The sequence below is a fragment of the Mucilaginibacter sp. KACC 22773 genome (genome assembly GCF_028736215.1).
Classification (GTDB): domain Bacteria; phylum Bacteroidota; class Bacteroidia; order Sphingobacteriales; family Sphingobacteriaceae; genus Mucilaginibacter.
This window is the reverse complement of the sequence record NZ_CP117883.1, coordinates 1,302,424-1,314,981: the sequence shown is the minus strand read 5'-3', so window position 1 is coordinate 1,314,981 and position 12,558 is coordinate 1,302,424. Positions and strand designations below refer to the sequence as shown.

The following is a 12,558-nucleotide window of genomic DNA, read 5'->3' as shown; positions in this document are numbered from 1 at the left end:
TAATGTTAATGAATCTTAAACTTAAGGCAATTGCTGGCCCTATCGGCGTTCCGGAAAAATTCGGGATCTTTTTCGTTGGTAAAGCAAACCGCCATAATTGTACCGGTATGGTTACGCTGCAAAATAATGAGTAAGGCGTATTTGTAGCTTTTGGTTTCGGGCATGTCCATTAGGGTTAGCAGGTACGATTTACCGGCATCGGCATTATAACGCGCCAGCACATTGGCCGGAATGGGCCTTACAAAATTGTCCTGTTCGCCAGAAAAATTAGTTGCCTGTGCTTTACCAACCTCCAGGTATGACGAATCGGGATTTTGCTGTTCATGGTTGCGCTCCAAACTCAGCCAGTTTTGTTTTAAGGATTTTACCTGGAACCATATCTCAAACTCACGCCCTGGAATTTCCATAGCATAGTCAAACGAAAAATTCTCGTTATTTACGGCCGGAATCTCTCTGAAACCTTTTGGGAAGGTAAAAGTAACATTGGCATTGGCCAAAATTTTTGAAAACTCGCGAAATTCCGCGCTACCCTTAACCGGCTTAACCGTTACAGCAGGCAGGGGCTTTTTCCTGTGTGCGGCCAAATATAACGGACGCTTTGCCTGTGCAAAAACATCTGTAATGCATAGCAATAGTATAGCCTGAAGTAAAATACATTTAAGCTGCTTCACAATAGTTTTCATTAACTCGAAACCAGGGCTGTTTCTTTATGTAATTCTATAAAAATAGAACCACAAATCAAAATTAATTATAATTTAAAAACACAAACAACTAAGTTAATATCAGCTATTTGCATTAGTTAAATGCATCTTACACCACTTTCCTCTTTTTATTTAGCCGGATAAAAAATCAGCCAAAAATACTGCAACAAAATAGCTTTATAAATTTTGTTACTAATTTAGTTTCGGCACAAATTTAAAAAAAACATGAAATACCAGGACATCCCACTTATTAATAACGAAGCCATACACAATTTTGAACTTATGGTAGATGGCAATAGGGCCTTTATTGATTACAAATTAAAGGGCGATAAAATTTACCTCATACATACAGAAGTACCCGTAGAAATGGAGGGCAATGGTGTTGCTGCCGCCCTTGTTGAAAAGGCCTTTAATTATATTGAAGAACACCACCTGAAAATTGTGCCGCTTTGCGCATATATCATTGCTTATTTAAAACGGCATCCCGAGTGGAAGCGTTTACTTGCAATAGCAGAATAAGCTTAAACAAACCGCCTGGAAATATCAGGTTTCCGGGCGGTTTGTTTTTATGGCTGCAGCCAACCTTTTTAAAAATCGATCGGCAGCCAATTACCCGCCGCTTTTATTATTTAAACTCTCACCGACTAACCGCCGTTTCAACTCCTCATTCATCGGTAATTTTCCGCCGTTTACCGGAAGTTTGCTTTGCTTCGCCTAATAACCATAGTTAAAAGGCCACTCTGTTTGCATTTTTGAATCAACAAACGCAATCACCATGAAAACTTTACTTGCTATACAAATCATCCACCTGATAGTTAAAGCTGCCGAACACGCCGAAGCTATCATTAATTCCATCGGTCACCTGATAAAATAAGCCCCCCAGCCCCCTTGAGGGGAGCTTTTGATTGTCAGGTTCTATATATATATCAACGTTACTCCCATAATGCTATTAATAAACGGCAACGCCATGCAAAAAGGGAGATAAAACAAACGGGAACTGGGCAAAATCGGCAGCCGAAGATAAAACGGTTAAAAGCACGATGAGCCCGTAACCCCAAATATAAAGAGCCTCACCCTGCCTTCTGCAAAGGAGAGGGTTCTGAAAGCCAGCGCTTTTAGAGCTTTTTTTGATGTATAAAACCCAACCCTCTCCTTTGGAGAGGGTTGGGTGAGGCTAAATAATTCATTGATATTTCATTATTCTGTTGCATTTTTACCCTATGGCAAAACCACCCATTATCACTGTAAAAAACCTGGTAAAAAACTACGGCGATTTTGCAGCCGTAAAAGGCATCAGCTTTGAAGTTTATGAGGGCGAGATCTTCGGCTTACTTGGCCCCAATGGCGCCGGGAAAACTACTACGCTTGAAGTTATTGAAACCCTGCGCGAAAAAACATCGGGCGAAATCACTGTTGACGGCTTTAATATTGATACCGATAAAGACAGCATTAAACAACGCATAGGTGTGCAGTTACAGGCGGCCGGTTATTATCCCAACCTTAACCTATCGGAGTTGATAGAACTGTTTACCGGCTTATATGGGGTTGACAAAACACCCACCGAAATGCTGGAAAAAGTTGCGCTTGTTGATAAAGCCAAAGCAAAATATAAAGATCTTTCAGGCGGGCAAAAACAGCGGTTCTCTATCGCCACCACGCTTATTAATAACCCAAGGATCATTTTTTTGGATGAGCCCACAACCGGCCTTGACCCGCAAGCCCGCCGTAACCTTTGGGACCTGATCCGCGAAATACGCGACCAGGGCACAACCATTGTGATAACCACTCATTACATGGACGAGGCCGAGGTGTTATGCGACCGTGTTGCCTTTGTTGATGGCGGCCACATCATTGGCATAGATACCCCCGATCACTTTATTGACCAACTGGTTGAAACCGGTTTCGAACGTAAAAAACAGGTAAAACTGGCCAACCTGGAGGATGTTTTTATTAACCTTACAGGTAAAGAATGGCGGGAAGGGTGATCAGTTGGCAGTTTTGAGTTTGCAGTTATCAGTTAATACCGGCCGATAACTTAAGCCACCCTCCAAACAATGACCTAATGACGCCGCAGGCAAATGGCTCAATAACCAATAACGCCGCCAGAAAAGACCAATGAACTAATGAACAAGTGAACTAATGAACCAAAAGAAATATAGCAATACTAAAGCGACCCTGGCGATTGCCAAAGCAAGTTTCAGGGCCATACTGCGCAGCCCCTCGGCGGTTGTGTTTACGCTGGCCTTCCCTTTAATATTTATAATTGTTTTTGCCAATATTGGCGGCGGGGCCCCTTCTGTTGATGTTGGTGTTGCCAAAGGCTGCGATACTACCGGAAAACTTTATCAGCAACTTAAACAAAAGCAGTTGATAAATTTTATTACCGATCAGTCGGCTGATGAAATGAATAAGAACCTGGCAAAAGGGCAAATAGATGCTATTATAGATATTAAACCGCTGGTGCCTATGCAACCCTTGAATATAAAGGTGCAATACAGCAAGGCTTCAAACAAAGGAGGCATTTTACGATCGATACTGAACAATGCTTCTTATAACGCGCAACTGGCCGAGTTAGCCAAAATACAATCGGTATCGGGCTTTAAAATACCCGAGGCTGTGCACCTGGAGGAAACTACCGTATCAGGCCGCGCTTATAAATACATCGATTTTATTTTACCCGGGCAGTTAGGTTTTTCCATTTTAAGCAGCGGCGTTTTTGGTACTGCCTTTGTTTTCCTGAGTTTACGTTTAACGTTGGTTATCAAGCGTTTTTTTGCTACACCGGTAAAACGATCAAGCATTGTTTTGGGTGAGGCTTTGGCCAGGATAACCTTCTCGTTACTGGGTGCGTTGTTCATCATTTTAGTTGGCCATTACCTGTTTGGCTTTACACTAATTCACGGGGTTATCACAGTTGTAAATATGCTGGTACTCTCGGCTTTCGGTCTCATTATATTTATGGGCTTTGGATTCATCATTTCGGGCATTGCCAAAAACGAGGGTACGGTACCTCCCCTGTCTAACATTATTACCATGCCGCAGTTTTTACTGTCGGGCACTTTCTTTTCAGTAACAGCTTTCCCTAAATGGCTGCAGGCCATCAGTAACGCTTTGCCTTTAACACATTTAAACAATGCTATGCGCAAGGTGGCTTTTGAAGGTGCGGGCCTGGCAGATGTAACACATCAACTCCTGATCCTTTTAATTTGGTTTGTGATTGTTTATGCTGTGGCGATTAAAACTTTTAAATGGGAATAGTTTTTTAGTAGCAAATAGTTAGTATCAAGCAGTAAGATTGATTGCCCCCAGAGCTAACGCATCTTAGTTGGGTTAACATAACTTAACACATTTTAGATTATTTTCTTATAAGTGCCTAACAATCAATATTTTATTTTTTTCAAGGTTAACACTAAACTGATATCTTCTGCTCATTCTTTAAATCCGCAAACGGCGTAGCCTTCTTGAACACCTCCTAAAAACAAACAAAAGGTGAAAAATGCTGATTCAGACAATTCGCGATAGGGATAAAAGCGGATACCGGCCCGCGCCTAATGCCATGTGCGCGTATGAGCGGTTAGCCCGGGCCGCAGGCATCGCCTTAAATCGACAAATTTTAAATCTCACTACATTAACAAAATAAACTTTTCTTTTCCATCGGTCCTCTTATTGATAAAATTTAACATTAACTTAACATTAAGGCGCTGTAACTTAACACTAACGTAACATTAAGGAAATATATTTGCACAATTAAACCCCTAAGTTATGTTCAAAATCAACATTGGTGCCGTTTTAGTTTTTATTTTGTTAACAGTATGTTCATTCGCCGTTAAAGCCCAGGACACCAAAGTAGGTACATGGGGCATAGCCACCGTGGTATTACCGGGCGATAGCGCTCATAAATGGGGCGGATACTCCGAAATTCAAACCCGAACAAACGGCGCGTTTACACAGTTTCAGTACTACGAGGCAAAAGCGGGCGTAAGTTACGATCTGGATAAAAATTTTACCGCCCTGCTTGGTACCGGAACTTACCATACTTATGATTATACCGATCTCGACAAAGGCCCAACAACCAATGAATTCAGGTTTTGGGAGCAAATGACGGTTAACCAGTTTCTGGACCGCTTTAAATTCGAACATCGTTACCGTATAGAGCAGCGCTGGGTAAATGGCGATTATCGCAACCGCTTCAGATATCGCCTAAACATGTTTATCCCGTTAAATCACAAAAAAATTATTGCCAACACCTGGTTTATCTCAGTTTTCGACGAGGTGTTTTTTAATAACAGGGTACCCAATTTCGAGCGCAACCGAATATCTGCTGCTTTGGGTTACCAGGTGGATAAAAGCTGGATAGTACAAGCCGGCTGGATAAACCAACGTAATTATACAACCATACAAAGCAGCGCCAAACACAATATTATGCTCATGTTGATGTATCGTATTAACCGCAAAAACGCTGTGCAGCGTGAACATGTGCCTACCACGACCGATTAAGGCCGGAATTTTTCCTTTTAAAGACAAAATCAGCATAAAAACATTTTAATTTCATGTTAAATTGCTGTTACCCTTTGGCATTATTGATTAATAATGATAACAAATACAAAATTTCGATTGTGATTTCTTGATTTTGCTGTTAACTTAGCCGCCGTTTACAATTTACAAATATCTGACAATAAAAAAATGAGCTTAATAATTGACGTACACGCCCGCCAGATTTTAGATTCGCGCGGTAACCCTACTATCGAAGTAGAAGTATTAACTGAAAATGGTGCGTTCGGTCGCGCTGCGGTACCTTCTGGTGCATCAACCGGTGTGCACGAAGCTGTTGAACTTCGCGATGACGATAAAACAAAATACATGGGTAAAGGCGTGTTAAAAGCTGTTGCCAACGTAAATGACATTTTAGCTCCCGAATTAAAAGGCATTGATGTATTTGATCAAAACAGCATCGACGCCCTGATGATTGAAATTGATGGTACCGAAAATAAAGGCAAAATTGGCGCCAACGCTATATTAGGTGTTTCATTGGCCGTTGCAAAAGCAGCAGCACAGGAAAGCCGCCAGCCTTTATACCGTTACATTGGCGGTGTAAATGCCAATACTTTACCTATCCCGATGATGAACATCATCAACGGTGGTTCGCACTCTGATGCACCTATCGCTTTCCAGGAATTTATGATTATGCCGGTTGGCGCCCCTTCTTTCTCTGAGGCATTGCGTTGGGGTACCGAAGTATTTCATAACCTGAAAAAAATTCTGCACGACCGTGGCTTATCAACAGCTGTAGGCGACGAAGGTGGTTTTGCTCCTACTTTTGAAGGTACCGAAGATGGTGTTGAAACCATTTTAAAAGCTATTGAAAAAGCAGGCTACAAACCAGGCGAAGATATCTTTATCGCTTTTGACTGTGCTGCATCTGAATTTTACAAAGACGGCAAATACGACTACACCAAATTTGAGGGCGAAAAAGGTGCTATCCGCACCAGCGCCGAGCAGGTTGAATACCTTGCCGAACTTGTTGCCAAATACCCTGTTATTTCGATTGAAGACGGCATGGCCGAGGACGATTGGGATGGCTGGAAATTATTAACCGAAAAACTGGGCAAAACTGTACAGCTGGTGGGTGATGATTTATTTGTAACCAACACCAAACGTTTACAACGTGGTATTAACGAGGATACTGCAAACTCCATCCTGGTAAAAGTAAACCAGATTGGTTCATTAACCGAAACCATCAACGCTGTAACTTTAGCACAAACCAACGGTTATACATCAGTAATGAGCCACCGCTCTGGCGAAACTGAAGATGCTACCATTGCCGATTTAGCTGTAGCATTAAATTGCGGTCAAATCAAAACCGGTTCGGCTTCACGTTCAGACAGGATCGCTAAATACAACCAATTGCTTCGTATTGAAGAAGAATTAGGCGCAAACGCAAAATTCATTGGTAAAGATTTTAAATTCTACAAAAAATAATTTCGACCGATATAATGAGCCATCTGTAAACAAACGGATGGCTCTTTTTTATAAATGACCAATATTTGGGGCCGCAATTTATGTGAGCCTACAACTTAAGTAACGCCTGTTACGTTATAAACAAATACCAGTACTAAATTTTGATGGATAAGAAAAGGGTTTCGAGGGGATTGTGGTTGTTATTGCTTTTAGCATTAGTTATTGGGGCCGACAGGATCAGCAAGATATATGTACGTGATCATATCCATTTTTCCATTGTTATTACGGTTGTGAAAAACTTTCTGACCATTACCAGGGTAGAAAATACAGGTGCATTTTTAAGTATCGGCGATAAGCTGGCCAATCCATGGCATTTTATCCTGCTTTCGGTTTTACCAGCCGCGGCATTGGCCTGGGGTTTATTATACGTGCTATTAAAACGTGGTTTAACACTGCTTAACCAGGCCGGCATTATTGTAATACTGGCAGGTGGCATAGGCAACCTGTATGATAGGGCCGTTTATGGCAGCGTAACCGATTTTGTACACATGAACTTTGGCATTTTTGAAACCGGCATATTCAACATTGCCGATGTAGCCATTATGGTTGGTGTAGGCATGCTGCTATTGAACGCCTTTATGCGCGAGCGCGAACAGAAAAGGCAAGCGGCCGCCGGGAAAGCGGTTACGGCTTAATCCTTGATCTCTATTTTATACTTCAAGCTATCCAACTGCCCTACTGTTAAATCAATTCTTTTATAGATGTTTTTATAGGTAAGTGGTGTATTCTCCGGCAATTGCTGAATATCTCTTCTATAAAACAAAAAAGTTAACCCACCCTTATCCACTGCCTTAATTTTCCAACTCGAGGCGTTAATTGCAGGGTGGATGGTATCATGAGGTAATAACTGATTACCATTAATGTTATAAGCTATATCATGCCGCCTTTTAGCTGTATCATTTGCTGCTATTGAATCATAAGCAAAGTTAAAAGTATATTCATTTTCTGATTGATAACCATGCACATAATAATATAATGAGTCGGTAGTGTTGTTAATGATAGTGATGTCATTATTTCCGGGATCATAAATGCATGAAAACATAAACATAACGAAACAGCTAATTGTGACTACGGTACATTTTTTCATTTTTAGATAACTGAGTTATTATTGATACCATTTTATTAGCAAAGTAACCTTTGGTTTGTTCAAATTAATCTTAATATAAAAAGCGTATCTTTGCAGAAATTAGTGTGCTGTTACAAATAAGTGCATTAATAGTCTATAATAATATTACAAGCATATCTGCACATCTGAAATTTGCACATCTGCACATTCAAACAAACATGTCATTCGAAAATTTAAAATTAATTGAGCCTATCCTCAAGGCCTTAAAAACCGAGGGATATACAACACCTACTCCTATCCAGGCGCAAGCCATTCCTATTGTACTAAATCACCGCGATTTATTGGGTTGCGCACAAACAGGTACCGGTAAAACCGCCGCCTTTGCGCTGCCTACGCTGCAGTTACTGTTCCAGGACAGGATGGCCCATAAAGAGCAAAAAGCTATTAAGGCGCTTGTGCTTACCCCAACCCGCGAGCTGGCCATACAGATTGCCGAAAGCTTTACAGCTTATGGCAAACATACCGGCTTAAAAAACCTGGTTATATTTGGCGGTGTATCGCAAAACCCCCAGGTTGATGCCTTACGCCGTGGTGTTGATATTTTGATAGCAACCCCGGGGCGCCTACTGGATTTAATGAACCAGCGTTTTGTACACCTTGACCAGGTTAGAATGCTGATACTGGACGAAGCTGACCGCATGCTGGATATGGGCTTTGTAAACGATGTAAAAAAGATCATCGCCAAAGTACCATCAAAAAGGCAAACGCTGTTTTTCTCGGCTACCATGCCTGCCGAAATAACATCATTAGCCAATACCATCTTAACCAATCCCGAACGGATAGAAGTAACCCCGGTATCGTCTACAGCCGATACTATACAACAGGCTTTGTATTATGTAGAAAAAAATGATAAAAAATCATTGCTGATCCACATACTTAAAGATAAAGGAATTAAAACCGCGCTGGTATTTACCCGTACCAAACATGGCGCCGATAAAGTGGTTAAAGACCTGAACAAGGTTGGCATCACTGCCGAGGCCATTCACGGCAATAAATCACAAAATGCGCGCCAGCGGGCTTTAACCAACTTTAAAAACCGTACCACCCGCGTGCTGATAGCTACAGATATTGCTGCCCGTGGTATTGATATTGATGAGCTTACACACGTTGTAAATTACGAATTGCCTAACATCCCCGAAACTTATGTACACCGTATCGGTCGTACAGGCAGGGCCGGTGCCGACGGCATAGCCATGTCGTTCTGCGATTCGGAAGAGATCCTGTTTTTACGCGACATCCATAAACTGATAGGGAAAGAAATCCCTGTTGAGGAGGGTCACCCTTACCCGATGAGCCCTGTGGCGATGGCAGCAAACTTAGTGGCAGGCCAATCCAAAAAAGGATCGGGCAGCTTTAAACGCGAAGGCGGCCGTGGCGGTAGTGGCCGCAAACCATCCGGCGGCGGCAGATCAGGTGGCGGTCGCTCGGGAGGCAACAAATCAACCGGCGGCGGCAGCGGCATGAGCGGAGCCAGCCGTTCATCGGGCAGGAGATAGTTGATTAGGTGAGTGGTTGATTGGGTGAGTGGTTGATTTAGTTAAACGTCAACCACTCACTTAATCACCCCAATCAACCACTCACCAAAAATATTTGCAACCTTCAAGAAAAATAAATAGCTTTAAATGAAATTCAAAGAACCCATATCGATGAAACGCCTCATTAACCTTTTTAAGAATAAATTCTTTCTGGTTACACTGGCTTTTGTAGTGTGGATGATTTTTTTCGATAAAAACGACCTCTTCTCGCAATACGAATACCGTACCCAGGTAAACAAGCTTAAAAAAGAACGCGATTTTTATAAAGCCCAAACAGACCAGGTTACCAAAGAGCTAAACGAACTAACATCCAACCGGCAACAATTAGAAAAATTTGCCCGCGAAAAATACCTGATGAAAAAGGACAACGAAGATGTTTATCTGATTGTCCCGGAGAAAAAGGAAAAATAGAGGCAAGATATTTGATAGCGGTGAATTGTTCATCGCTATTTTTTTGCAGCAAAAACTGTGGGCTCGTGCGATTCCCTCCCAACGGGAGGGTGCAGGGAGGGGTTGCTTCACACTAATAAAGCACTATGTAGTTAGTAACTCCAGATCAAAATCCTTCGGCAATTTAATAGTACTATAATTTTTGATAATCTCAATTACAGTAGTTTCTATTGTTCTGAGCACGTTAAACATATCATTTTTCATTTCGGCCTCAGTAAATCTCAAAAACTTTATCCCGAAGTTCTCCAATTTTTGCTGACGTATTTGGTCTTTGACAAAGGCCACCTCGTTGTTATTCGACATGCCATCAATTTCAATGGTCAGCATTAAATCTCGACAATAAAAATCAACGATATACTCGTCTATAAAACGCTGTCTGTCAAAGTCGAATCCCAGTAGTTTATCACGTTTCAATTCATTCCAAAGCAGCAATTCGCCATCGGTCATGGTTTTGCGTAGTTTGCGAGCTAAGGCTTTTAGCGCCGGGTTGTATGGAATGATCTTTCTGTTCGCCATTTTGTCGCTTTAATTTAATAAACCCCTCCCTGCACCCTCCCGTTGGGAGGGAATCGCACAGCCCGCCGCTTTTTTTAATTCAATATGCAACTATCTTGAGTCTTTCCCTAAACCTCGCCTTCTCTTTTCCTTGAAAACCATTCGCCACTTAATAGCAACAATATCAGCACAAACAGCCATTTTACATCAATGACATCGCTGTAGCGCTTATCTTCATAAACCACAGTCTTAATATTGTCGTTCTTGCGGATCAAATCTGCAAGCTGGCTGATTTGCGATGGATACAGCATTTTCCCGCCGCTTTGTTGGGCAAGTGTTTTTAACAACTGGTGATTGGCGGCGCTTTGGCGGGTTTCCAGGTTCAGGGCTTTAACGGTAATCTGGCCGGATGCCTTAAACTGGCTTTTCCCGTTTTGGGTTGATGCAGTATAGCTATACTCGCCAACAGGTAAGGCTCCGGCATCTAATTGGTAACTTGGTCCGCTGCGACTGAAAAGGAAACTGTAGTTTTTACCAGAGCTGCTTTTCAGGTCGATTTTCACATCTGGCGTGTTAATCAATTCAAGCGCATCATTGTATAACTCGGCGTTCAGGATCACGTTTTCGCCCTCGTCAAATACGTTGCGGGCCGGGTAAACGCGGAAGCGCTGCCTGTTGGTGTTGGCCGTTAAATACTGTACCGTTTGGCTCAACAACTCATCCGTAGCATTTCGGTTGCCGAAGTTTTGAAACTCGGATAGCTGCCACCGCCAGATGCCTTCGCCGGTTAAAACAGCGGTGCGGTGGCCACCTTCATCACCAAAAGCCAGTAAGGGGTAGCTTGTGCCAATAGCGCCAATTTTTTGCTTTAATAAAATGGAGGTGCCTGCCGCCGTTCCGTAGCTACCAAACGGCGCCAGTAATGGAGGCAAATTACTGATCTTTTTACGCGACGAATCAGACAAGGTAAAAGCGGCAAAACCCGCTTCGGGCAAGGCATAAACTTCCTGCGTTTCGCTGCGGCCGGCACTTATTTTCACAACGCCTTGCTCAGTATTAAATGCCGGCAAGTCGCTTTGCGAACCTAAGACGTACCAAACCGGGATTTTGCTTTGGGCGATGAATTTTTTCCCGGGTGCAAAGGTGCCTGCACTAATTTGATATAATATGATAAGGCTGCAATCGGGCAGTTTTATGCCGGTCATGTCGGCCAGTAGCGCTGTTTTTACCTCATAATTTTTATTTGTCTCGATGGCTTGTTTGATGACCGTGATATCGGGGTGCGCACTTTGATAAAGCACCAATACCTTTTGGCGGGCATCCAAAACATCTACATAAATAACTTCGGTGTTATTTTGGGTTGATAGTTCGTTTTTAACCGGGGCTATGTTGATGGTGAATTTACGAACGCCTTTTTTATCGGCCGTTAACTTAACAGGCACAAGCTTTTTAAAATCGGTGCCGGTTACCGGGATAGTTTGCGAGAATACTTGCCTGCCATCTTCGGCGACAGATAGATGAATGTTTTCGCCTTTGCTTTGGTAGGCGGCGGTTAAAACCTCCACCTCAAAATCGTTACCTAAAAAGGCGGTTTTGTTATAGTTTACATTGCCAATCAACAGGTCGCGTTTGGCCACCGTGTCACCAAGGGCAATGGTATAAATACTCGTCTTGATGTTTTTAGCCTCATATTGCGGGTCGTTCCCCTGGTTGTATAAACCATCGGTGGCTAAAACCAGTGCGCCAATGTTTTGGTTTACAAATTTATTGTTTAGCTGGTGGAGGGCATTTGCTAAATCGGTTTGCTTACCGTTGAATTTATTGGACAGCCCATTGTACAGATCTTTATCAAAATTAAACGCCTGCACATCGTATTTATCGCCCAGCTGTTCCTTAAGTTTAGCAAGATCAGTTACCAGCATATCAGCATTAAAACCCGGAGATTTAAATGTATTTACGGATGATGAATTATCCTGCGCTATCAATACCAATGGTTTCTGAGGATCGTATTTGATGGACTTCACCAATGGAGATACCAGCAGCATCGCTATAAAAAATACCACCGCCGCGCGGATAACCGACAGCCCATACCTGAAATATTTACCAAGGTTTACCGGTTGCCGGTAAAGCAGCCAGGCGTATACAATTCCTAACAGCAAACAGGCGGGTACCCACCATCCCGAAACCGAACCCCATGTAAGTGAAAATAGAAATAGCATATTGTAAGTGATAC

At 42.4% G+C, this 12,558-nt stretch carries 12 protein-coding genes; 8 read left to right on the top strand and 4 right to left on the bottom strand.

Going from position 1 to position 12,558, the window contains the following annotated elements; genetic code table 11:
• Positions 1-5 precede the first annotated feature (5 nt).
• A complete protein-coding gene (locus PQ469_RS05790; RefSeq protein WP_274212082.1) occupies positions 6-671 on the bottom strand; it encodes a hypothetical protein in 666 nt (221 codons plus the stop codon).
• A 255-nt stretch (positions 672-926) separates the two neighbouring features.
• Here PQ469_RS05790 and PQ469_RS05785 point away from each other — a divergent pair, with 255 nt between their 5' ends.
• The 6 genes from PQ469_RS05785 to lspA all read left to right on the top strand — a co-directional run bounded on the left by PQ469_RS05785 (position 927) and on the right by lspA (position 7,354).
• Positions 927-1,220: a GNAT family N-acetyltransferase gene (locus PQ469_RS05785; protein ID WP_274212081.1), complete on the top strand. Its 294-nt coding sequence runs from the start codon at positions 927-929 to the stop codon at positions 1,218-1,220.
• A gap of 701 nt (positions 1,221-1,921) precedes the next feature.
• Positions 1,922-2,686, top strand: coding sequence for an ABC transporter ATP-binding protein (locus PQ469_RS05780; RefSeq protein ID WP_274212080.1), 765 nt, complete (start codon positions 1,922-1,924; stop codon positions 2,684-2,686).
• 154 nt (positions 2,687-2,840) lie between these two features.
• A complete protein-coding gene (locus PQ469_RS05775; protein WP_090651232.1) occupies positions 2,841-3,959 on the top strand; it encodes an ABC transporter permease in 1,119 nt (372 codons plus the stop codon).
• Between the two features lie 504 nt (positions 3,960-4,463).
• Positions 4,464-5,198: a DUF2490 domain-containing protein gene (locus PQ469_RS05770; RefSeq protein WP_090651233.1), complete on the top strand. Its 735-nt coding sequence runs from the start codon at positions 4,464-4,466 to the stop codon at positions 5,196-5,198.
• 186 nt (positions 5,199-5,384) lie between these two features.
• Complete coding sequence (eno, locus tag PQ469_RS05765; protein WP_090651234.1) at positions 5,385-6,680, top strand: phosphopyruvate hydratase; 1,296 nt, start codon at positions 5,385-5,387, stop codon at positions 6,678-6,680.
• Between the two features lie 143 nt (positions 6,681-6,823).
• Complete coding sequence (gene lspA / locus PQ469_RS05760; protein WP_274212079.1) at positions 6,824-7,354, top strand: signal peptidase II; 531 nt, start codon at positions 6,824-6,826, stop codon at positions 7,352-7,354.
• Here lspA and PQ469_RS05755 read toward each other — a convergent pair.
• On the bottom strand, positions 7,351-7,767 hold the full coding sequence (locus PQ469_RS05755) for a hypothetical protein (RefSeq protein ID WP_274212078.1): 417 nt from the start codon (positions 7,765-7,767) through the stop codon (positions 7,351-7,353). The two genes, lspA and PQ469_RS05755, sit on opposite strands and share 4 nt — an antisense overlap.
• Before the next feature lie 236 nt (positions 7,768-8,003).
• Here PQ469_RS05755 and PQ469_RS05750 point away from each other — a divergent pair, with 236 nt between their 5' ends.
• The gene (locus tag PQ469_RS05750; protein WP_274212077.1) at positions 8,004-9,341 is read left to right on the top strand and encodes a DEAD/DEAH box helicase; all 1,338 of its coding nucleotides are present in this window, start codon (positions 8,004-8,006) and stop codon (positions 9,339-9,341) included.
• Positions 9,342-9,467: 126 nt separating this feature from the next.
• Entirely contained in the window at positions 9,468-9,791 is a 324-nt protein-coding gene (locus tag PQ469_RS05745) for an FtsB family cell division protein (RefSeq protein WP_337993758.1), read from the top strand.
• A gap of 123 nt (positions 9,792-9,914) precedes the next feature.
• On the opposite strand, the gene PQ469_RS05740 is transcribed toward PQ469_RS05745, so the two are convergent.
• Both PQ469_RS05740 and PQ469_RS05735 read right to left on the bottom strand, forming a co-directional pair.
• Positions 9,915-10,346, bottom strand: a complete 432-nt coding sequence (locus tag PQ469_RS05740) for an endonuclease domain-containing protein (RefSeq protein WP_274212076.1) — start codon at positions 10,344-10,346, stop codon at positions 9,915-9,917.
• Positions 10,347-10,453: 107 nt separating this feature from the next.
• On the bottom strand, positions 10,454-12,544 hold the full coding sequence (locus tag PQ469_RS05735; protein WP_274212075.1) for a vWA domain-containing protein: 2,091 nt from the start codon (positions 12,542-12,544) through the stop codon (positions 10,454-10,456).
• Positions 12,545-12,558 lie beyond the last annotated feature (14 nt).